We start from the raw sequence: 21,856 nt of genomic DNA on the forward strand, positions 1-21,856 counted from the left end.
CCAACAGAAAACCCAAAACATATGAATGTTTTGGGTTTTTTTACGTTTAATGGGTCGGAAGCGGATTAGGCGCGGCAGGCACAGCAATAGGTTTTGTCACATCATAATTACCGATTTTCTTTGCGTGCGCATGTGTGAACAGCACCTCAGAATAACCGAATTCCTTCGCGGTTAATAAAAGCCCTTCGATCATTAAAATGCCTTCCAGCGAATCTTCAACTTTATGTTTTTCGGCCAATTGGATCCGCAGCTGCTCGCCGTCTTCCCTTTCCGATACCGATGCAATCGCATCTGCTTCTATAATGCTCGCGGTCTGTGAGCCTCCGTCTGTTGTCTTCATCCCGTCAATAGCCTGATATACTGAATAATAGGTTTGTTCAGACGGGATGAGATACTCTTGTCCCAGACTGTCGCTGTAAGAAAAATACGCCCGGTTTGTCTGTTTATGTACGGACATCTCAGCGGAAATGCCGTAAGATTTATAAAAATCCTGTCCGGCTCCGTTTTGAACCTTTTTCAATTTAATCCGCTCGTAAGGACTCCATGTCAAAGTCTCTTTCAGCATCTTTTTCAATAAGTCAGCATCGGCAGCTGATTCGATAGAAAGACGTCCGTTTACCTGCACAAGCAAATCCTTCTTATCCGCAGTTACCTGCACACCGTCCAAAAGGTTCGGCACAGAAAGGAAAGATTCGGGCACTTCTAAGTTTTCTGCATCAGATAATGCCTCTGAAACCGATTCGTCAGGCTTCTTTTTTTCAAAACTGACCGGAATGACGGCGGATGTATCTGAATCGGCAAACGCCAAAGTAATGTAATTGTTTTTGTTTTCGTTAGAAACGACAAACGTCTTCTGATCCGGCTTGACAGCAGCTGACTGACTGGCTTTTTCAGCTTGACCGCTGTCAGCTGTAAGATCACCGGCAGATTTGTTTGTCATCAGGTGAGGAGAAATAATCAGAGCGATGCACAATGCGCAGATGCCGGCTGCGGCGGGGCCGATCCAGCTTCGGGCCGGTTTTTTCCTGTACGGTTTACCCGTTTCAATATTCCGGTAAATGGCCTCGGGTGAACGATGATCTCTAACCGCCGGAAGTTGTCTTAACAACTCCTCTACTCTTTCTTCGTTCCAATATGACTTCATCATCCATTAGCTCCTCCCTCAAAAGCTCCATCTGTTTCCGAAGTATTTTGAGCCCTCTGTGTTGGGTCGTTTTGACTTTGCTTTCCGAGAAGCGGAGAGCGGCGGCTGTTTCCTGAATGGAATATCCCTGAATAAATCTCAAGATAATAACAGCTCTTTGATCAATGGTGCAATGATCAAGCGCGGTATAAATTTCCCGGACATTTTCATGCTGTACGGCGAGTTCGTCCGGAAGCAAATGCTGATCTCTGACATCTTGTGTATCCCAATCAAACGTACCCATAATACGCTGTCTGATCGTCTGCTGCTTGCGGAACCAGTCAATCGCCACATGGCGTGCGATGGACAACAGCCATGTTTTTTCACTGCTTCTTCCTTCAAATGTATGATAGGAATTCAAGACGCGGATATACACTTCCTGCGTCAAATCTTCAGCCTGCGACTTATCTTTTACCATATAAAATAAAAATTGATATAAATCTTGATGGTATGCATCGTATAATATCTGAAAGGTTTCTTCCATGGGAAACCCCTCCGTTCACTTTTTTGTCGTAAAAATGCGTTGAAAAGTTACATTACAACTATATTACGAGAAACTGGAATTTGGAAGGGAATTTATATTAACATATTCTTAAATTTTTAAAGGAGAAACAAACAAAAAACACCCGCAGAACATGCGGGTGTTTCGTATGGAACAAGATTGTTCGTCAATTTCAGACGTCATCCTGCACTTTTGTCGGAATATAAAATGTAAACGTCGTCCCTTTGTCGATGCTGCTGTGAACCGCAATTGAGCCGCCGTGGGCTTCCACGATATTTTTTACGATGGCGAGTCCGAGTCCGGTCCCCGCCCTGCCTCTTGTTCTTGCTTTGTCCGCTTTATAAAAACGTTCAAAAATAAAAGGCAGATCCTCTTCCGGTATTCCCGAGCCGGAATCTTTGATATCGATTTTCAGTCCGTCTTTTACGGTCTGAGCCGCGATATGAACGCTTCCGCCTGACTCCGTATGGCGCAGCGCATTATCTATAAGGTTGGTAAACACCTGTTCCATTTTGTCTTCGTCAAAGACACACTCCGGCTGAGACACCGAGATGTCCTCTGTGAGCGAAACGCCTTTTTCCTTCGCTAGCCCGGAAAATTTGCGGGAGATCTTCTCCAGAAATTCATGCAGGTTTACCGTTTCATAGCGCAGGCCCGTATGTCCGGATTCCATTCTGGCCAAATCCAGCAAATCATTGACAAGCCGGCCCATGCGAAGAGATTCATCATAAATGATCTGCGCGATTTCTTTTTTCTCCTCTTCGGTGCTTGCAATGTCGTCCACTATTGCTTCACTGTATCCCTGCAGCATAGAAATCGGGGTTCTGAGCTCATGACTGACATTGGCAATGAAGTCTTCACGCAATTTATCCAGCCTGCGCTCTTCGGTCATATCACGGAGCACGGCCACGGCGCCGCGGACGTGTGATTCCGCATAAAGAGGCGACATCAATAAAACCCATGACCTTCCTTGAAGCGTCATTTCAATCATTTGCTCTTTTTCCGTGTTCACTGCATTTTGAAATAGCTCTTTTGCTTCAGGGGGAAGGTTGTCTCCTTCTTTAATGTTCATGTTCTGCTCATAATACCATGCCTGCAGAAAACGTTCGGCCGGCGGGTTGGTCACCAAAATGGTGCCGTCGATATTAATGGTGATGACCCCGTCTGCCATACTGCTTAAAATATTGGACAGCTGTTCTTTTTCCTGATTCAGCGCGTTAATATGGAAATTGAGCTGCCGTCCCATCTGATTAAAGGCAATGGCCAGTTCCCCGATTTCATCTTGGGTCAGAATCGGAATTTTTGTATCAAACTTTCCTTTCGCCAAGTCTTGGGCGCCTTCCCGCATTTTCCGAAGGGGATATGTCACCCTGCTGGATAAAAAGAACGCGAAAAACGTTGTCAAGACGATGGCAATGCCCGCCGCAAGAAAAATATACCGTGTCGTATGTTTCGTCGTATCTTTGACGGCAAGCAGCGATTGGGATAAAAAGACCATGCCTTTTTTGCCGTCTTTTTCATAGGGCACTCCGACGATCAGCCGTTCGTTATCCGAACCGGCATTTTTGGGGACCGCGCGTTTGCTTACTTTATTGCGGTCTGTCAGCGCCTTGTGCAGATCCCGGTCATGTTTAATCTGCTCTAATGTAATAGAGGATAAATGATTATCGTCATTGGGCGAATACCAGACATGCTTATCATCCTGAATGATCGCGATGCTCGTTAAATTGTCCGCCAGTTCCCACGTGATGGATCTGGCAAGCGGCTGGTCTTCATGATTTTCTATTATGACCGCAATTTTATCGGCAAGCTGCGTTAAATCTTTTTCCGCTTCTTCAACGTGGTAATTTTCTATAAATTCCAGAAGCAGCACCGTTAAAATAAATAAAACAATTAACACGAGTGAAAGAATGGTAAACCAAAGCTTTCCTACTACGCTTTTCCAAAACTTCATTCAGCGCCTACCTCAAATTTGTATCCGACTCCCCAGACGGTGACGATTTTTTTCGCCGCTCCCGGGGACACTTTATTTAATTTTTCACGGAGCCGTTTGACATGAGTGTCCACTGTTCTGAGGTCTCCGAAAAATTCATACTGCCACACTTCTTTTAAAAGCTTTTCCCTGTCGTACACTTTGTCCGGTGTTTTCGCCAGAAAGTACAGCAGTTCATATTCCTTCGGCGTGAGGCTCACCTCCGTGCCGTCCGCAGTCACCCTGTGAGCATCGTGATCAATGGATAGATGCGAGAAGACGAGCACATTTTTTGTCGGGGTATTGGCTGTCAGATAAGATGTTTGGGAAGCCCTTCTTAAAAGCGCCTTTACCCGAAGCACCACTTCTCTCGGGCTGAAAGGCTTGACGATATAATCGTCCGTACCCGCTTCAAATCCCTGGACGCGGTTGGCTTCTTCCCCTTTTGCCGTCAGCATGATAATCGGGGTCGCTTTTTTTTCTCTGAGCTGCCGGCATACTTCTATTCCGTCCGTTCCCGGCATCATTAAATCCAAGAGCACCAGATCATAATCTGATGCCAGCCCCATTTTAATGGCCTCGTCTCCGTTTTCCGCTTCTTCAATCACATAGTTTTCCCGTTCAAGGTACATTCTTAAAAGGCGTCGAATTCTGGCTTCATCATCTACTACTAATATTTTAGTTTCATTTGTTTGATCCATCGTTTTCCCCCTGCTTTCCTTCTGTTACTTTCATTTTAACAAACTGTGCGGCAGCTTGAGAACTGTATCGGCTTTTTGCATCTATGCGTACGAATGAAGTCCGGCAAGCACGAGATTCACAAAAATTAAGTTAAACATAATAATGGCGAAGCCGATGACGGCAAGCCACGCGGACTTTTCGCCATGCCAGCCTCTTGACAGCCGCAAGTGCAAATACGCTGCGTAAAATAGAAAGGTGATCAGCGCCCATACTTCCTTCGGGTCCCAGCCCCAAAAACGCGTCCATGCAAGCTGCGCCCAAATCATCGCAAACACAAGCGCGCCGAGTGTGAATACCGGAAAACCGATGGAAACAGCGCGGTAGCCGACTTCATCGACCAAGTCCAGATTCACATTTTTGACGAGCGGGCTTATAAGAGCGCTGATCCTCTTTCTGAATATCAGCCTGAGCGCCCCGTATAAAACGAGACCTGCGCCAAACGACCAGATCACCGTATTGACCTTTCTGCCTGAAAAAATGGCCGGAAGCTCAATAAGCGGCTTCATTGCGCCTTCCGTAAGCAGTTCTCCGTCATGCGGGCCGACAAGCGCAGGCATATCATATATCATCACGCTTTTAGCCTCTTTTTTATCCACCCAATTAAATTCTGCTTTGTAATCCGCCAGCCGGAATGCCGACGTGACGGCGATAAATGCCACGGTCGTCACGAGTATAAACATGATGACTTCAAGCCAAAACGTTTTTTTGCCCGGTCTGGATTGGTCGACATGCTTTAACAGGAAAATGACGCCGGCTACAAAACTGATCGCAAGAATCGCCTGCCCGAGCGCAGCCGTCGTGACGTGAATGTACAGCCAATTGCTCTGCAGTGACGGAATAAGCGGCGTGATGTCTGTCGGAAACATGCTTGCATATGCGATAAGCAAAAGCGCGATAGACAATGTGAACATGCCTAATGAAGGCAGTCTGTAAATAAAGTAAATAATAATAAAAGCGAGAACAAGCATCATGCCGAATGACGTCGTAAATTCAAACATATTGCTGACAGGCGCATGTCCGCTTGCCGACCATCTCGCAATAAAGTAGCCGAGATGACAAAGAAATCCGAAAATGGTTAACGTGATTCCGATAGCCGACCAGCGGCCCTTACCGTCCTTCGCACCTTTTGTTCCCCGGATGGCGCCGCCGAAAACCGGGACGGCAATTAAATAAATCAAAAAGGCAGCATAAAGAAAATTTGCGCTCAGCTCCGCCATGACACCACTCCTTTTTCACTAGGCCTGATTTTTGGCCAATTCTTTTTGATCGGCCGGCTCTTGAATCCCGGTCCCGCTAAGAACAAATTCGATATCCTTTTTCAGACCGAACCAGTTTTTGTTCGTATGTCCCGCCACAAGCACTTCATGATCACCTGTTTTGATCCAGATCCTTCTGTGCTGCCAGTACATCCCTTGAATGACGCCGATCATAAAGATCGCGCCGCCGACGGCAAGCACCCATAAGGTTAAGTCTTTTCTGACGGTGAGTCCTGTAATGTTTTTCGTTTCCACATGGTCGAATTTTAATTTGTACTTGTTACTTTCGGAACCTTCAACAGTCTGCTGAATCGCAACAAAACTTTTCTCCCCTTTCGGCTTGTCGGGAGCCGTGATTTTAAAGACAAAAGCCGGATTGTTAGGAACCTTCGTTTTCGTGCTCGGTTCTCCGTCCTTGTTAAAATAAAAATCAGGAAGATAACTGGCGATCTGCACTTTGTAACCGTTACCAAGATCGTAGTCCGTGTCGGGATCAAGAAGATTGATCTTCAGTTTGCCGAATGACTGTTTTGTTTTTTGGTTGATCAGCTGAAATACCATCTGATCGAGCTGGTTTTCTTTATAGTCCACCTGATACACAGAATAGGAGTCAAAGCGCAGCGGTTCATTGACGCGGATATTGTTTTCTTTGACTCTTTTAAGCTTCGGCTTTTCACCGAATACAATGTCGCCTTCCCTCTTGTACAGAACCGCGTCCGTAGTGAAGGATTTGGCGACTTTGCCGTTTCCGGCTCTGTCAATGGCGTCGGCGAATACTTTTTTCTCAGTGTCTTTGTTATATGTCTGCATCGTGAACCGGTTGTTTTTTAAGTAATATTTGCCGTCAGTACCGGGGATCTGGGCGGTTTCGCCTTCACGGACCCAGAGTGTTTCATCGACATACATACCGGGTACAAATCTCAGCATGGCTCCGATCAGAAAAATGATCAGGCCGATATGATTGACGTAGGGCCCCCACCTTGAAAAACGGCCTTTTTCCGCCAGGATGCTTCCCTCTTGTTCTCGCACTCTATAATGCTTTTTTTTCAATCGTGTTCTGAGGCTATCAGCCGCATCCCCGCTCAGCTCGGTTTCTGTCCGGCTGTATAGACGCTGCCTCTTCAAAAAGACCGGATTCCGACGAACTCCTTGATTTTTCAGCGCCCTGTACAAAGGAATCACCCGATCCAGGCTGCAGATGACCAGTGATATGCCAATGGATGCGATCAGGAGCATATACCACCATGAGCCGTACAGGTGATGAAACCCCAGCAAATAATACAGTTGGCCGATTATGCCGTACTGCTGTTCATAATATGTATCCGGCTGGGCGCCCGGCGGCAGATAAGCTTCCTGCGGAAAAACCGTGCCGAAAGCAGATGCCGCCAGAGTAATGACAATCAGCCATATTCCGACTTTTACGGAAGAAAAGAAGTTCCATACCTTATCTACGATTGTTTTGTTATATGTTTGCGAACGCCTTGCGCTGCCGTCGTACCGCATATCGGCAAGCGGCGATTTTTGATCATCAAGCGGCTTCCCGCACGACTCGCACAAAACCGTCCCGGCTGGATTCACGTGCCCGCATTCACATTTGACCTTTTTCATGAAGACGCCTCCGGCTTAATTAAATTCATATAGTCATGAACCATGCGTTCTGTCATCGTGCCGGTCACCACTTTCACGACCTTTCCGTCGGGATTGATCAAAAATGTCGTCGGAATAGGTGATACGCCGTACGCGTCCAGCACTTGCCGGTCAGTATCAAGCGCAACCGGGAAATTGACGCCGTATGTTTTCATAAAATTATGTACTGCAATTTTTGATTCGCCGACATTTACCGCAACCACCTCGACACCGAGGTCTTTAAAATGCTTGTATTGATTCTCCATGTAGGGAAATTCCTGCTTGCACGGCTCACACCACGTTCCCCAGAAATTCAGAAAAACACCTTTCCCTTTTAACTGACTCAGTTCTATGAGTCTGCCCTCTGTATCTTTCAGCGCGAAATTCGGGGCTTTGGACCCCTCAGATATACGCTCTCCGTTTGTGTAAACGGCATTATAGATGGTATATCCGAGCGCGCAGAGTAAGATGAGAAGGATGCCGGTCCGAATGAATAAACGCCGCCGTTTTTTGTTCATTGTACACTGCTCCCCTCCCCTGTCTGCAAATCCATTCAATTATATCATCTACACGTTTTGTAATTTTTGAAGGTTATGTGAAAATTAGAAAGCGTTTTTACCGTGTTCAGCTAAAGCCCGCAGCCTTTTCACCTCATGCGGCGTCAATTCTCTTGCGTCTCCTGTGCGCAGACCTCTTAAATCTAAAAATGCGTATTCTTCACGTTTGAGTTTCAGCACGTCATGACCGATCGCCTCAAACATGCGGCGGACCTGTCTGTTTCGGCCTTCATGAATCGTCAGCTGAATAATGCTCGTCTGCTTTCTTTTGTCCAGGGAAAGCATTTTCGCTCTGGCCGGCGCTGTCTTGCCTTCTTCAAGCTGAATGCCGCGCTCAAGCTTTCTCAGAAGTTCCTTGGAAGGAATCCCCTTCACTTTGGCGACGTACGTCTTATCAATTTCGTATTTCGGATGCATGAGTTTGTTGGCAAACTCGCCGTCATTTGTCAGCAATAAAAGTCCGCTCGTATCATAATCAAGCCTGCCGATCGGATAAATGCGCTGCGGCACTTCTTTGAAAAAGTCGGTCACCACTTTCCGCCCTTTGTCGTCATCAGCTGCTGAGATCACTCCTCTCGGTTTATAAAGCAGAAAGTACACGGGTTCTTCCCGCTCCACCTTTAATCCGTTTACTTCAATCTGATCAGAACCGGTCACTTTTACGCCGAGCTCTGTTATTACTTTTCCATTCACCTTTACTTTTCCTTCTTTTATCAGCTCTTCTGCCTTTCTGCGTGATGCCACGCCGGCATGAGCAATAACTTTTTGCAGTCTTTCCATGTCGTTCACCTCAAGTATAATCTTACTTTTTTCCCCTTGAACAAACAAGCTTTTTCAAGGAGAGTTATTCTGATATATAAAAAGCGCCTGATTTCAGGCGCTTCCAAATAATAACGTAACTATGATGATTGATGCAACCACCCCGATCAGATCAGCAAGAAGACCAACCTTTAAAGCATCCCCCATTTTTTTGATGCCGACCGCCCCGAAATACACCGTCAGGACATACAGCGTCGTGTCAGTCGATCCCTGCATGACCGAGGCCAGTCTGCCGATAAATGAATCAGGCCCGTACACGGCGATCAGATCTGTCGTCATGCCGAGCGCCGCCGTCCCCGAAATCGGGCGGATCAGAGCAAGCGGCACGACTTCTGCGGGAATGCCGAGCGCTGTAAAGAAAGGCTTGCACAGCCCCATGACAAAATCCAGCGCGCCTGAGGCCCGGAATACGGTAATCGCCACCAGCATCCCGACCAAATACGGAATGATGGAAAACGCAATCTCAATTCCTTCTTTTCCGCCTTCAACGAATGATTCATACGTCGGCACTTTTTTGATCGTGCCGTATATCAATATACCGGCGATAATAATCGGAATCATGGCTAAAGACAGCCAATTCACCATTTCCATTCGCTTACCTCCCTTTTCTTTTGCGGCGGTACCAGAAGTAGCGGTCAATGAAAATCGCGCCGATTCCCGAAATTAAAGTCGCTAAGATGGTCGGCCCGACGATATCGGTCGGTGATTTCGCCGAATAAGCCATGCGCACGGCAATGACGGTTGTCGGTATCAATGTAATACTCGAAGTATTTACCGCCAAAAAGGTGATCATGGAACGGCTGGCCTCAGACTTACCTCCATTCAGCTTTTTCATCTGCTCCATGGCTTTAATACCGAGCGGTGTCGCCGCATTTCCCAGTCCGAAAAAGTTTGCCATGAGATTTGATAAGATGTATCCCATCGCCGGATGATCAGGGGGAATATCGGGAAACAGCTTAGAGATAAACGGGCGGCACATTCTGCTGAATATATCCAAAAGGCCGGACTGCTCGGCTATTTTCATCAGGCCGAGCCAGAAGACGAGGACGCTCATTAATCCGAACGAGATCGTAACCGCTTCTTTCGCTCCTTTAAAAACAGCTTCATTCACATCCTGCAAGGTACCGTTAAACATCGCAAAGACAAGTCCGATTACCGTCAGACATACCCAGATTAAATTGACCATGACGAACCGCCCGCCGCGCTCATAAACAGGCTCGTAAACGTCTCAATGAAATGCTTTTTCGGTTTTTTATGGCGCTCGTTTTCATAATAGACGGGAATCTTGGCGATCACTTTCCCATCATGCATAACAGTCATCCGGCCGACGACATCAGGAATGAGAGAGGCGTCCTTTTTCCAGGCTTTTTTCGGTTTTATTAAGGTTGTGCGGATTTTTACATCGTCGATTTCATCCTCTTTTAATAAATATTTGACATCCCGGGCAATAAAAGCGTGTTTTCCGTAAAACGTCTTTTTCAGCTTCGGGATGCCGCCTTTTTTAGCGACGACATAGGTTTTATAGTGCTCAAAGACATAATTAAACATATTCATATGGTCATCCCAGTCATCCGGATCATTTATGGTGACCGCGATGAGATCCGTTCCGTCTTTTGAAGCCGTCGAAACGAGCGTCCGTTTCGCGATTTTTGTGTAACCCGTTTTTCCGCCTGTGCTGTAACGGTAGAGCCCAGTCAGAAGCTTGTTTTTATTTTTCCATACCCGGTCCATCGTTTCTGCCTTATACACTTTTGTGCCTGAAACGGTCCGGTATTCCTTGATTTTCATCGCGTATTTAGTCAAAAGCGCCATGTCATACGCCGTTGAATATAAATTTTCATGGTCGTCCAGCCCGTGCGGATTTTGAAATTTTGTATTTTCCATCCCGATTTGCTCGGCTTTTTTGTTCATCATAAATACAAAACCGTCAAGGCTTCCGCCGACATATTCCGCTATTGCGGCAGCGGCGTCATTTCCTGATCTCAGCATAAGCCCGTAAACGAGATCTTTCAGCTTTACTTTTTGTCCCGGCTGAAGATAAATGGCTGAGCCTTCCGTTTTTACGGCATTCGGGGAAACCGTCACGGTCTCTTCCATCTTCCCTGATTCAATCGCCAGCACCGCCGTCATGATTTTCGTAATGCTTGCAATCCGCCGCTTATGATGTTCATCCTTGGCGAATAACACCCTGCCAGATGCTCCGTCGATAATAATCGCGCTTTTTGCGCTGACATGTATTTGGGCATGTGCCGTATTGCCGTCTGTAATGGAAAAAAGAATAACAAAAGTCAAAAGAAATACGGCAGCTTTTTTGAGAAAGCGCATGAATGCTCACGTCCTTGTTGTGGGTTTGTACAAGTTTATGCGCCTGTCCATGACTTATGAATACCAATTGCATCACTTTCACATAAAAAAACTCTCCCAAAAGGAAGAGTTTTTATCTGACTGATGCCATATTTGAGCCTGATGCTTCATATTGCGCCAATTCTTCCCGCATGCGCAGAAATTCACTGCTGAGCGAAAGCAGAAGGCTCCGCAGCGAGTCCGGCACTTGCTGGTAGAATTCAATCGCGCTTTGGCCTGTATAAGCGGCGCGGCTGTTTTCGTACCATGTATCCTTTTTCGGCATGAAAAACTCTTCCACGCACTGATGATACACTTTATACAGCGTTTTTTCCGCTCTCACCTCATGAAACGGCTCCTGCATTAAGAGCCGCCGGCAGGCTTCCTGGGCGCCTTCGCAAAAGACGGTCATCCTCCTCAGCACACTGAGCACGTCGCGGCAGTATGCCTCATCCGCCTCTCCTTGAGCCCGCATCTCCGGCAATGTTGTATGATTTAAATAGCTGCTGACCATCGTGACAACCTCGGCTAAAAATTCACCAGTTTCTTCAGTATGGGCCCTCACAATCGAATTTCCCATTTCCGTCCGTTTCCTTCCTCTCTTGTACGTCGTCATTTGCGTCATTCATCAATGGCCTTTCCCTACTATCGTATGATGAAAAACGGTTATTATTTAATATCCTCAAAAGTTTGGTTGAAGTTTTCAAAGAATAAATCGGCTTCCTCCTGGAGAACGTCTTCCTCCGCATTTTCAGGAAGCGGCGGGAGCTCCTCCAATGTTTTTAAGCCGAATTGTTCAAGAAATACCGGTGTCGTGCCGTATAAAATCGCCCGGCCGGGACCGTCGGCGCGGCCCACCTCACACAGCAGCGCTTTTGACACGAGACTGTGCAGAATCCGCTCAGACTTCACGCCCCGGATATCTTCAATTTCCGCCCGTGTGATCGGCTGCTTGTACGAAACGATCGCCAGCACTTCCAAAGAAGCCTGTGACAGCCCTTTTGACGGCACTTCGATTAGTTTTTTCAAATAAGGCACGAATTCTTTTTTCGTTCCAAGCATATACGTATCCGCATATTCGGTAAGCTCGATGCCTCTGTCGTCTTCCTTGTACTGAGCGGCCACTTCTTCCATGATTCCGGCCAGTTCCGCTTCTTCTATTTCAAGCACCGTCACCAATTGCTTTTTGGTCAGCCCTTCATCACCCGCCGCATACAGCAGGGCTTCCACAATCGCTTTCCAATTCACGATATCAAGCGCCATGAATGGATTCACTCCCCGTAATGTATATATCTGAAAAGTTTTCTTCCTGTTCAATGATAATCTGCTGATTTTTCATCAGTTCCAGGACTGCTAAAAACGTCACGACGAGATGGTCTTTTTGCCGAGAAGGAAAAAGCTCCGTGAAGTTTATTCTTCTCCCCGCCGTTTTTAAGCTTTTTACGATTTCGTTCATTCTGTCTTCAATCGGTATTTCCTGTCTTGTAATGGTCGTTTCTTTCGGCCGCGTGATTTTTTTACGCTGAAGCACCTTTTGAAACGCGCCGATCATGTCATAAACGGTCACCGACAGTTTCTGCTCGGTCTGTTTGATTTCTTTTGCATACTCACTTAAATCACTCGGCGGCTTTGTAAATGACTTTTGTCTTTCTTCTTCCCGCTCTTTTAAATCCTTCGCAGCGGTTTTATACTTTCTATACTCAATCAGCTTTTCAATCAGCTCGTCCCGAGGGTCTTCTTCTTCAAGCATTTCGTCTTCAAACAGCTCTTCCTCTTGTTTCGGAAGCAGCATTCTGCTTTTAATGCTGAGAAGCGTCGCCGCCATGACCAGATATTCACTGGCGACATCAAGTTCAAGCTCTTGCATTGTATGTACATATAATAAATATTGTTCAGTAATGGTTGCCACGGGTATGTCGTATATGTCGATTTCAAGACGGTTAATCAGATGAAGCAGCAGGTCCAATGGGCCTTCAAACGTATCAATTTTCACTTGATATTCTACCATTATCTCACCATTTTCAGTATCACTCTCATTGCCGGAAAAACTGGCTACCCTTTAGTATAATCCACCGAAATGCTCTCGTCCAATACTTTTATACACGTCCTCCGTTATTTAGAAAATACTGAAAAAGAAGATATACGCCTATACCTTTAAAGGCGGATGCACATATGATAGCCGTGTAAACTTGAAACAAAGGGAGGCTGATTTCACATGAGCGGAGCTTGTTTCGGCGGAGGTTTTGCATTAATTGTCGTTCTGTTTATTTTGCTCGTTGTCGTAGGAGCATCTTACATCTGCTAGTTCCTCAGGCTTCAGACACCAAGCCGCTCTTTTTTCCTTTTCATAGCGCTGTGGTACACTGGTTTTAGCATAAAAGGAGGAAGCGGCTTGTATCCTAAAGCTTATATCGGCTTTTTGGCCGAATTTCACGCATCAAGAGATTATTTTGAGTGTCATGAACTGTTAGAGGAATATTGGAAAGAAAGCCCGGCTGAAAAGCGGAGCATTCATTGGGTCGGCCTGATTCAGCTTGCCGTCGCTCTGTATCACCAGCGCAGGGGAAATGAAGTCGGGGCGAAACGGCTGATTGCCAACAGCTTACGTATTCTGCGGTCTGAAAAGCAGGCGGTCTGTTCTCTCGGGCTCAGCCATCCGAAGCTGATTGAGCTGATAGAAACGCTGTCAGACGATATAGAAGCGGGCCTGCCTTACAGAAGTGTTATGCTTCCGATTACAGATGAAGCCCTGAAAGAAGCATGTCTTGCCGAATGCCGCCGAAAGGGCTATACATGGGGGCAAGACGGCGTATCAGATACCTTTCTTATCCATAAACACCGCCTGCGGGACAGGACGGATGTCATTAAGGAACGCGAACGGGAAATGGAGAGAAGAAAAAAAAGCAGAGGCTGACGGTCAGCCCTGCTTTTTCTATATCAAAACAGCTCCCGAAACCGTGAAGATTCCGGGAGCATTTGTCAGTTATTATATGAGATATCCTGATCTTTTTGATGTTGACAGCGTTCAAAAAAGCTTTGCGTTAATTCATTCGGAACGAGTGCCTCCGTTTTGAACAGACGTTTTAAGGCGTCCATCATTTGCTTTCCGATTCCTTGATGGCGGTGAGAAGGATTCACGCTGATATGCCGGATTTCAACCTCTGAGTCCTTTTTTTCGACTCCGATCGCTCCGACGATATCTTCATCCTCTTTCCAAAGAAAGAGCTGGCGGCCAGTATCCGTTTCATAGTCCTTTATTGTCTGCTGAAGCTGCTTGAGATCTTTTTCATTCGGCATAAATGACAGAAGACCCATCGCAATCTTTTCAAACGATTTTTTATAACGAATTAACATAAAAACCCCTCTATATCCAAAATGTCCATTCATGTCCTATCAAACGGATACATAAAGGCGATCCGTTTTCTCACATTATATCATTTTCGCCGCGGTTTTAAACGCTTTTCAACAAATTATTCAAATGAGCGGTTTAAATTTGCCATTTCAATGGCAGATACTGCGCAATCCGCTCCCTTATTTCCGGCTTTTGTTCCGGCTCGTTCGATGGCCTGCTCAATGGTTTCAGTCGTCACGATGCCGAAGATAACCGGGACGCCCGTCGCCGTTCCCGCCTGGGCGATGCCTTTTGCCGCTTCATTGCAGACATAGTCGTAATGCGTTGTCGCTCCTCTGATAACCGTGCCGAGCGTAATGACGGCATCGTATTTTTTCGTTTCCGCCATTTTCTTTGCCGCAAACGGGATTTCAAACGCTCCCGGCACCCAAGCGACGTCAATGTCGTTTGATTCTACACCGTGGCGAAGCAGCGTGTCTTCCGCTCCGCTTAACAGCTTGCTCGTTATAAATTCATTAAATCTGCCGACGACGATTCCGATTTTAAGTCCTGTTCCTACTAGGTTTCCTTGTATGATATTCATATGTTATCCATCCTTTTTTGTGAGATTTGTTTTTAGAAATGGAGCAGATGTCCAAGTTTTTTCATTTTGGTCTGTAAATACTGTTTGTTATGCTCACTCGCTTCCATTTGAAGCGGCACCCGTTCTGAAATGCTGAGACCGTATCCTTCGAGGCCGGCGATTTTCCGGGGGTTATTGGTTAAAAGTTTCATATGCTGAACCCCTAAGTCGCGGAGAATCTGGGCGCCGATGCCGTAGTTGCGCAGATCAGGCAGAAAGCCGAGCGCTTCGTTCGCTTCAACCGTGTCGTACCCTTGTTCCTGCAATCGGTACGCCTTCAGCTTATTGATTAAACCGATTCCTCTGCCTTCCTGGCGCAAATACAATAGAACGCCGCGGCCTTCTTCAGCAATTTGCGCAAGCGCGGCATGAAGCTGAGGTCCGCAATCACAGCGATGGGATGCAAACACATCGCCCGTCAGGCATTCTGAGTGCACTCTGACAAGAACGGGTTCGCTGTTAAACGGGACATCCCCCATGACAAAGGCGAGATGTTCTTTTCCGTCAACCTCGTTTGTATATCCGTAAACTCTAAACGTGCCGAAGTCAGTCGGCAGCGTAATATCAACTTCTCTGTTCACAAGTGTCGTAATGTTGTAACGGTACTCTATTAAGTCTTTTATCGTAATCATTTTCAGCTGGTGGCGTTCGGCGATTTCAGCTAACTCCGGCACTCTGGCCATTGTGCCGTCTTCATTCATAATTTCACAAATGACGCCCGCTCCCTGAGATCCGCAGGCTTTTGCAAGGTCAACGGCTGCTTCCGTATGGCCGGCCCGCTTCAGGACGCCTCCTTTTTTTGCGATTAAGGGGAAAATGTGGCCCGGACGCTGAAAATCGTCAGACACAGATTCCTCGTTCAACAGCGCCTGAATCGTAAAAGAACGTTCTTGAGCGCTGATGCCCGTTTTTGTCAGCCTGTGGTCAATACTGACCGTAAACGCGGTCTCATGTGAGTCCGTATTATGATCGACCATCGGGTGAAGGTCCAGCCGGCCGGCGATGTCTTCAGACAGGGGCGTGCAGATCAGGCCTCTCCCATGGGTCGCCATAAAATTCACCACTTCAGGCGTGGCATGCTCAGCCAGCGCTACGAAATCTCCTTCGTTTTCTCTGTCTTCATCATCGACAACAATGATGACTTCACCTTTTTTCAGCGCCTCTAACGCCTCTTCTATCGGATGAAACATATCGATCTTCCTTTCTAAAAGCCGTTCTCGCTTAAAAAGGCTTCCGTGATAGTTTGATTGCTTTTCGTTTGTTCTGTTTTGTGCAAAAAGCGGTATAAGTATTTGCCGATCATGTCACACTCAATATTTACGGTTGATCCGACTGTTTTCGTCTGAAAAATCGTTTCTGAGATGGTATGCGGAATGATGGATACCGTCACGCTTTCGTCTGATAGACCGAAAATCGTCAGGCTCACGCCGTCTACCGTAATTGAACCTTTCAATACGAGCGTTTTTGTCAATTCCGGCGAAAGTTTTAAATCGTAATAGACCGCGTTGCTTTTTTTCTCGATCCGCGTAATTTCCGCCGTTCCGTCCACATGCCCTGATACAAAGTGGCCGCCGAACCGTCCGTTGGCGGACATCGCTCTTTCCAGGTTTACTTTACTGCCTTTTGACAAGCCGTTCAGCGAAGTGGCTTTCACTGTTTCCGGCATGACATCAACCGTAAATTGATTGTCAGAAAATCCGGTTACGGTCAGGCAGATGCCGTTTACCGCAATGCTGTCGCCAAGCTTCACATCACTTGTCACTTTTGAAGCGGCGATGGTTAATGCCATGGAAAGGCCTGTCTTTTTGATTGCTTGGATCGTGCCTGTTTCTTCAACGATTCCTGTAAACATCGTCACCATCCTTTCCATCTTTAGGTATGGCCGTCAGTTTTATATCCGGCCCGATTTGGGTGATTTGTGTGAATTGCAAATGGGGGACATCTTTCATTGATTGAAAACCTTCACCGGAGATCAAGCTGGGAGCAAGCGTTCCTCCGATTAATTTAGGGGCGAAATAGAAATGAAGCTCTTGGAAACAGCCTTCCTTGACAAAACTTCCGTGTACGGATGCTCCGCCTTCCACATAAACGGACATTATGCCGTTTTCAGCGAGAATACTGAGCACCTCAGGGATGTGAATGCGGTCTGTTTCCAGCGGAAAAACTTTTATTCCGAGTGCGGTCAGCCGGTCTTTCTTTTGCACGTCTGCACCTTTGGCCGTAAATATCCATGTCGGCGCAGCGCCGTCAGTGAGCACATTTGCCGTTTCAGGAATGGTCAGCTTTGTATCGAGAATCACTCTGACCGGCTGCTTCACCGCATCAGGAAGCCTGCAGGTCAGGCTCGGATTATCGGCTTTGACTGTGCCTGCTCCGACAAGAATGCTTTGGTGCGATTTCCTGTATTGCTGGGCATCAAGCCTTGCCGCCTCTGATGTAATCCATTTGCTTTCACCGGTTTCGGTCGCTGTTTTCCCGTCAAGGCTCGCGGCCGCTTTCAAGGTGACATACGGAAGCCCGGTCCGCATGAAGTGAAGAAACATTTTATTCAGCTCTTCTGCCTGCTGCCTGAGAAGTCCGGTTTTCACTTCGATGCCCGCTGCTTCCAGCATTCCGATGCCTTTTCCGGCTACAAGCGGATTCGGATCTTTCACAGCAATGAACACCCTTTTTATCCCCGACTTTATTATCAGTTCGGCGCATGGCGGTGTTTTTCCGTAATGGCTGCAAGGCTCCAGCGTCACATACAAATCGGCGCCTTTTGCGTGTCTGCCGGCCATATTAATCGCGTGAACCTCGGCATGCGCTTCTCCGTATTGCAAATGGGCGCCCATTCCGACGATCTGTCCGTTTTTGACGACGACAGCGCCTACAAGAGGATTGGACTGTGTCTGTCCTTCACCGCGTCTGGCAAGTTCTATTGCCGTATTCATATAATATTCATCCATCGTTATCCCTCCCTTCTTCCACGCAATTTGGCGTCAAAAAAGCCCCGAATGTTTACACAGTTCGGGGCTTTGCCAGTTTTAATCCATAGGAAATAAGACTATACAGCAAGTTTATTTTTTGCATAGCTTCTCTCATCCTTCTCCCATCCAGACTTTCACTGTCGGCTTCAGCTTTTCACTGAATCCACCGTATACAGATGCATACGGGTCACGGGCTGTAAAGCGCAAAGCGCCTTATTACCGCCGGTCGGGATTTTCACCCAGCCCCGAAGGATACAATCAATATTTTTTTGTCCTTATCCGCTATTATAACATCCTTTGCGGCAGGCGCAATGAATTTGCACCTCATTATTCAGAAAAATAAAAAGCGCCCTTTTCCCATAAAAGGCGTCTTTATTTATTCGTTCACTTTGACGACCTTCAATAAGCCGTCAATCCGGTTTGATTTGCTGAAGTACGCTTTAATCTTATCACCTTTTTTCACATCGGAGAGATCCTGCTTCAGCTTGTCGCCGTTAAAAATAATTTTTGTGCCGTTCGCTGCCGTACCGTGATACTCAGTTCCTTCGATTTTCGTAATTTTATATGTTTTGACTGTATATTCTTCTTTTTCCTGGGACAGGGTTTGTCCGATTGCAGTCGGCACGTCTTTCAGTTCAATATCGTTTATGACCATATAACCGCCCGCTAATAACAGCAGCAGTACAAGTAAAATGGCTGCTTTTGTTTTAATTCTTCCCATTTTTCTACCTCCAGCCCGTATCAATCTATTCATTACTATGTCATATTCCTTTTTTTCATGAATAGAAAACCGTTCTTCCCTGCGTGAGTTATTCATATAACGTTTCATAAAGGGAAGATGTTTCATGTATCTGTAAAACTTTCTATCTATTAAATAGATATACGAATTTATGTTCTGTTTTTGAGGGTGGAGAGATAAATTTATATAAAAAAAGCAGTTTTCTCATGAAGAAAACTGCCTGTACGGTTTATTTCGTCTTGCGAATTTCGTTAAACGGGAAGAAGACGAATTTTGATGTGCCCGCTATTTGTTTTTTCGTAAAAAGACCGAGGCCGTTGCGGCTGTCCATAGATTCTCTGCGGTTATCACCCATGACGAAATATTTGTCGTCCGGCACTTTCACCGGGCCGAAGTCTTCTGTCAGCCGGTCATAGCCGTCTTGCTTCGCCTTGTTCTTGTTTGCCGCTAAATACGGTTCGGACACTTTTTTGCCGTTGATATACAGCTGATCGTTTTTCATTTGCACCGTGTCGCCGGGAAGTCCGATAATCCGTTTGACATAGTGCTCATTTTCTCCGTTCAGCACGACGATCTGGCCGCGTTTGAAGTCGCTTATGTATTTGACCGTCATATTCACAAAGATTCTCTCGCGGTCATGCAGCGTCGGATCCATTGATCTTCCATCAACGAGATAAGGGGCAAATAAAAAGTTTCGGATGAGCAGTGCCAGAACGACAGCGATGATAATGGCTTTCGCCCAATCAAGTACGGTGCTTTTTTTAGAAGTTTTTTCTTTTTCTGATTTCAAGTGATTTCCTCCCATTAGCCATGGTCGTTTTTATTTTACCATGAATCCCTGCACAGAGGGCAAATAAGCCCCGCACCCCATCCATTTTTTTCATTTTATAAGCCGGATCTGCTGATTTTACGGTATTTCACGAAGCTTCCGATCCGCCAAATGCACAAATACACAAAAGCAAGCTCCATCGTTAAAACGGCGAATTCCGCCGCGTCAATGTTTTTGAAATATTGGCTGAGCGCGATACGGATCGCAATAATCGCGATAATGACATATTTAAAGTTTTTATTCCGCTTGGAGTAGACAAAGCCGTCTTCCCGGATTTCATAGGCGGTTTGCGACAGCATGATGACACCGAATACCGCGCCTAACAGTCCGGCGATGGCGAGCTCCCAAAGAGCGGGAAAATGAAACGGCTTTCCCGGGATATTCATGAGCTGGCTGATACTGAATGTGAAAATGACGGCGATAATCAAAAGCGGGAGAATGATGCCGAAGCCGCCGCCTTTAATCGGCCTGTTTCCCTTTTTCACCCTGAACCAAATCATAAGTGCGAGAATGATAATGACAAATAAAACGGTTGCCAATTGAACCAACGTTTCTACCTCTTTTCATTGTTGTAATCGGTCTTTTTCACTATACCAGAATGATCGCCGATGTTCATATATGTATTTTTTCATGATTTACACATGAGAATTTTCATATACATAAAAAAACCCGCCTGAAAAAGGCGGGTTTTCTGTCATTATCCTTCTACACGGATTTCTTTCATTTTGTCTCCGTTAGACATGTTTTTCGCATGCTCTAAACCGCTTGTCACTTTTCCGAATACAGTATGAACGCCGTTTAAATGCGGCTGCGGCTCATGTACGATGAAGAATTGGCTTGAACCCGTGTCTTTACCGGCATGCGCCATTGATAAAGAACCGGCTTCGTGTTTATGCGGATTGCCTTCTGTTTCACATTTGATCGTTTTTCCGCTTCCGCCCATGCCTGTCCCAGTCGGATCTCCGCCTTGGCTGACAAAGCCCGGAATCACGCGGTGGAAAATAACGCCGTCATAAAAGCCCGTATTCGCCAGATTTTCAAAGTTAGCGACTGTATTAGGCGCTTCATTCGGATAAAGTTCAAATTCGATTCTGCTGCCGTTTTCCATTTCGATGTAACCAGTTTTCATTCTCATTCCTACTTCCGTATTGTTTTTTGTCAAAGCCTTCTTCAATATGAATTTCAATTGTAAGCCGGCTTTCTTTTTGATATTCTTTTGAAGGAAGAGGCCTCTGCTCTTCTTTTCGCGGCTATTATACCACACCTTCAGCCGGAAAACGAATCTCCCCGCTTCCGCAGAAAGAAAATGAAACCAGAACAGCTTCACAGCCGTCTATGTATCGGAACTGCTTCACGCAGGTCCTCACAAACCGCTTCAAAACGGCATTTGTGAAAAGAAGGAGGTTAACCGCTTTGAAAAAAATGTGGATTGGATTGCTGGCGGCGGCCGTTGTATTGTGCACAATACCGAAAATCAGCCTGGCCGATGCCGCAGTCGGAGATGTCATCGTCACACTGGGGGCGGATCTGTCAAACGAAAACCGTCAGAAAGTGCTTGACGAATTAAATGTCCCTGATAACGCGACAAAAGTGACGGTCACAAATAAAGAAGAACATGAATATCTGGGAAAATATATATCGAACGCCCAAATCGGCACAAGAGCCATCTCTTCGTCATCCATCACGGTGGCTAAGAAAGGGTCCGGGCTTGACGTTAAGACCCATAATATCGATTCCATTACGGATGAAATGTACTTAAACGCCCTGATGACAGCAGGAGTGAAAGATGCGAAAGTATACGTGACGGCGCCGTTTGAGGTATCAGGCACCGCAGCATTAACGGGAATCATCAAGGCATATGAAGTCTCATCAGACAAAGCAATTTCAGAAGATGTAAAACAAGTCGCCAACCAAGAGCTTGTCACCACTTCAAATCTCGGGGATAAAATCGGGGATAAAAACGCCTCCGCGCTTATCGCAAACATTAAAGATGATTTCGCGAAAAACGGTGTGCCCGATACAAAAGAAGGAATCGAGAAAAAGGTCGATGATGCGGCTTCAAACCTTAATATTACACTGACTGACGCTCAAAAAGACCAGCTTGTTTCATTGTTTAATAAAATGAAAAATGCAAAGATTGATTGGGGCCAAGTCGGCAGCCAGCTCGATAAGGCAAAAGACAAAATCACGAAGTTCATTCAATCCGATGAAGGCAAAAGCTTTGTTCAAAAAGTTATTGATTTCTTCGCTTCGATTTGGAATGCGATCGTGTCTGTATTTACAGGAGACAGCGGATCAAGTTCTGACAGCTGAACGCAAAAAGAGACCGGACGCCATTGTTCCGGT

Annotated in this window: 26 protein-coding genes and 1 riboswitch; of the genes, 3 read left to right on the forward strand and 23 right to left on the reverse strand. The window is 46.2% G+C overall.

All coding sequences use genetic code 11. The annotated features are described in order from the left end of the window. Positions 1–46 precede the first annotated feature (46 nt). From ACWJJX_RS11470 to ACWJJX_RS11535, 14 genes are all read right to left on the reverse strand, one after another. On the reverse strand, positions 47–1,108 hold the full coding sequence (locus ACWJJX_RS11470) for a sugar dehydratase (protein ID WP_278071936.1): 1,062 nt from the start codon (positions 1,106–1,108) through the stop codon (positions 47–49). Beyond that, on the reverse strand, positions 1,083–1,667 hold the full coding sequence (sigX, locus tag ACWJJX_RS11475; protein WP_003153399.1) for an RNA polymerase sigma factor SigX: 585 nt from the start codon (positions 1,665–1,667) through the stop codon (positions 1,083–1,085). The genes ACWJJX_RS11470 and sigX overlap by 26 nt, the downstream gene beginning before the upstream one ends. 190 nt (positions 1,668–1,857) lie before the next feature. Further along, on the reverse strand, positions 1,858–3,639 hold the full coding sequence (locus tag ACWJJX_RS11480; RefSeq protein WP_070082049.1) for an ATP-binding protein: 1,782 nt from the start codon (positions 3,637–3,639) through the stop codon (positions 1,858–1,860). Next, positions 3,636–4,358, reverse strand: a complete 723-nt coding sequence (gene resD / locus ACWJJX_RS11485) for a DNA-binding response regulator ResD (RefSeq protein ID WP_003153397.1) — start codon at positions 4,356–4,358, stop codon at positions 3,636–3,638. The genes ACWJJX_RS11480 and resD overlap by 4 nt, the downstream gene beginning before the upstream one ends. An 81-nt stretch (positions 4,359–4,439) precedes the next feature. Then, positions 4,440–5,615, reverse strand: coding sequence for a c-type cytochrome biogenesis protein CcsB (gene ccsB, locus ACWJJX_RS11490; protein WP_003153395.1), 1,176 nt, complete (start codon positions 5,613–5,615; stop codon positions 4,440–4,442). 18 nt (positions 5,616–5,633) lie between these two features. Next, positions 5,634–7,262, reverse strand: coding sequence for a cytochrome c biogenesis protein ResB (gene resB, locus ACWJJX_RS11495; protein ID WP_454022992.1), 1,629 nt, complete (start codon positions 7,260–7,262; stop codon positions 5,634–5,636). Continuing rightward, positions 7,259–7,798: a thiol-disulfide oxidoreductase ResA gene (resA, locus tag ACWJJX_RS11500; protein ID WP_003153391.1), complete on the reverse strand. Its 540-nt coding sequence runs from the start codon at positions 7,796–7,798 to the stop codon at positions 7,259–7,261. Before resA ends, resB begins: the two co-directional genes overlap by 4 nt. 84 nt (positions 7,799–7,882) lie before the next feature. Further along, positions 7,883–8,617: a 23S rRNA pseudouridine(2605) synthase RluB gene (gene rluB / locus ACWJJX_RS11505; RefSeq protein ID WP_015388055.1), complete on the reverse strand. Its 735-nt coding sequence runs from the start codon at positions 8,615–8,617 to the stop codon at positions 7,883–7,885. A gap of 93 nt (positions 8,618–8,710) precedes the next feature. After that, positions 8,711–9,247, reverse strand: coding sequence for a spore maturation protein SpmB (spmB, locus tag ACWJJX_RS11510; protein ID WP_003153387.1), 537 nt, complete (start codon positions 9,245–9,247; stop codon positions 8,711–8,713). A gap of 4 nt (positions 9,248–9,251) precedes the next feature. Continuing rightward, complete coding sequence (locus ACWJJX_RS11515; protein ID WP_003153385.1) at positions 9,252–9,842, reverse strand: nucleoside recognition domain-containing protein; 591 nt, start codon at positions 9,840–9,842, stop codon at positions 9,252–9,254. Next, the gene (locus ACWJJX_RS11520; protein WP_003153383.1) at positions 9,830–10,981 is read right to left on the reverse strand and encodes a D-alanyl-D-alanine carboxypeptidase family protein; all 1,152 of its coding nucleotides are present in this window, start codon (positions 10,979–10,981) and stop codon (positions 9,830–9,832) included. The genes ACWJJX_RS11515 and ACWJJX_RS11520 overlap by 13 nt, the downstream gene beginning before the upstream one ends. Positions 10,982–11,093: 112 nt before the next feature. Continuing rightward, entirely contained in the window at positions 11,094–11,579 is a 486-nt protein-coding gene (locus tag ACWJJX_RS11525) for a DUF3907 family protein (protein ID WP_003153380.1), read from the reverse strand. A gap of 89 nt (positions 11,580–11,668) precedes the next feature. After that, on the reverse strand, positions 11,669–12,262 hold the full coding sequence (gene scpB, locus ACWJJX_RS11530) for an SMC-Scp complex subunit ScpB (protein ID WP_007409428.1): 594 nt from the start codon (positions 12,260–12,262) through the stop codon (positions 11,669–11,671). After that, complete coding sequence (locus ACWJJX_RS11535; RefSeq protein WP_007409427.1) at positions 12,252–13,007, reverse strand: segregation/condensation protein A; 756 nt, start codon at positions 13,005–13,007, stop codon at positions 12,252–12,254. Before ACWJJX_RS11535 ends, scpB begins: the two co-directional genes overlap by 11 nt. A gap of 207 nt (positions 13,008–13,214) precedes the next feature. Here ACWJJX_RS11535 and ACWJJX_RS11540 point away from each other — a divergent pair, with 207 nt between their 5' ends. Next, positions 13,215–13,304: a YjcZ family sporulation protein gene (locus ACWJJX_RS11540; RefSeq protein WP_003153376.1), complete on the forward strand. Its 90-nt coding sequence runs from the start codon at positions 13,215–13,217 to the stop codon at positions 13,302–13,304. 87 nt (positions 13,305–13,391) lie between these two features. Further along, positions 13,392–13,913 carry a DUF309 domain-containing protein gene (locus tag ACWJJX_RS11545; protein ID WP_069013360.1) on the forward strand — a complete coding sequence of 174 codons (522 nt, stop codon included), beginning with the start codon at positions 13,392–13,394 and terminating at the stop codon, positions 13,911–13,913. A gap of 65 nt (positions 13,914–13,978) precedes the next feature. On the opposite strand, the gene ribT is transcribed toward ACWJJX_RS11545, so the two are convergent. From ribT to ACWJJX_RS11590, 9 genes are all read right to left on the reverse strand, one after another. After that, positions 13,979–14,353, reverse strand: coding sequence for a GNAT family N-acetyltransferase RibT (ribT, locus tag ACWJJX_RS11550; RefSeq protein ID WP_003153373.1), 375 nt, complete (start codon positions 14,351–14,353; stop codon positions 13,979–13,981). Between the two features lie 116 nt (positions 14,354–14,469). Beyond that, a complete protein-coding gene (gene ribH, locus ACWJJX_RS11555) occupies positions 14,470–14,934 on the reverse strand; it encodes a 6,7-dimethyl-8-ribityllumazine synthase (RefSeq protein ID WP_003153372.1) in 465 nt (154 codons plus the stop codon). A 32-nt stretch (positions 14,935–14,966) separates the two neighbouring features. After that, positions 14,967–16,163, reverse strand: a complete 1,197-nt coding sequence (locus tag ACWJJX_RS11560; RefSeq protein WP_003153371.1) for a bifunctional 3,4-dihydroxy-2-butanone-4-phosphate synthase/GTP cyclohydrolase II — start codon at positions 16,161–16,163, stop codon at positions 14,967–14,969. A gap of 14 nt (positions 16,164–16,177) precedes the next feature. After that, on the reverse strand, positions 16,178–16,825 hold the full coding sequence (gene ribE, locus ACWJJX_RS11565; RefSeq protein ID WP_007409425.1) for a riboflavin synthase: 648 nt from the start codon (positions 16,823–16,825) through the stop codon (positions 16,178–16,180). Further along, the gene (gene ribD / locus ACWJJX_RS11570) at positions 16,806–17,921 is read right to left on the reverse strand and encodes a bifunctional diaminohydroxyphosphoribosylaminopyrimidine deaminase/5-amino-6-(5-phosphoribosylamino)uracil reductase RibD (protein ID WP_077722542.1); all 1,116 of its coding nucleotides are present in this window, start codon (positions 17,919–17,921) and stop codon (positions 16,806–16,808) included. Before ribD ends, ribE begins: the two co-directional genes overlap by 20 nt. Before the next feature lie 131 nt (positions 17,922–18,052). Next, positions 18,053–18,199, reverse strand: a riboswitch (FMN riboswitch). Between the two features lie 119 nt (positions 18,200–18,318). Beyond that, complete coding sequence (locus ACWJJX_RS11575; protein ID WP_003153366.1) at positions 18,319–18,663, reverse strand: hypothetical protein; 345 nt, start codon at positions 18,661–18,663, stop codon at positions 18,319–18,321. Between the two features lie 247 nt (positions 18,664–18,910). Further along, the gene (gene lepB, locus ACWJJX_RS11580; RefSeq protein ID WP_077722543.1) at positions 18,911–19,486 is read right to left on the reverse strand and encodes a signal peptidase I; all 576 of its coding nucleotides are present in this window, start codon (positions 19,484–19,486) and stop codon (positions 18,911–18,913) included. A gap of 80 nt (positions 19,487–19,566) precedes the next feature. Beyond that, the gene (locus ACWJJX_RS11585) at positions 19,567–20,058 is read right to left on the reverse strand and encodes a CcdC protein domain-containing protein (protein WP_070082052.1); all 492 of its coding nucleotides are present in this window, start codon (positions 20,056–20,058) and stop codon (positions 19,567–19,569) included. A 149-nt stretch (positions 20,059–20,207) separates the two neighbouring features. Then, on the reverse strand, positions 20,208–20,639 hold the full coding sequence (locus ACWJJX_RS11590; protein WP_003153363.1) for a peptidylprolyl isomerase: 432 nt from the start codon (positions 20,637–20,639) through the stop codon (positions 20,208–20,210). Between the two features lie 284 nt (positions 20,640–20,923). Between ACWJJX_RS11590 and ACWJJX_RS11595 the strand changes: the two genes are divergently transcribed. Continuing rightward, positions 20,924–21,823, forward strand: a complete 900-nt coding sequence (locus ACWJJX_RS11595; protein WP_003153362.1) for a DUF1002 domain-containing protein — start codon at positions 20,924–20,926, stop codon at positions 21,821–21,823. Positions 21,824–21,856: the final 33 nt, after the last annotated feature.

Source organism: Bacillus sp. YH3-2-B2, assembly GCF_053663335.1.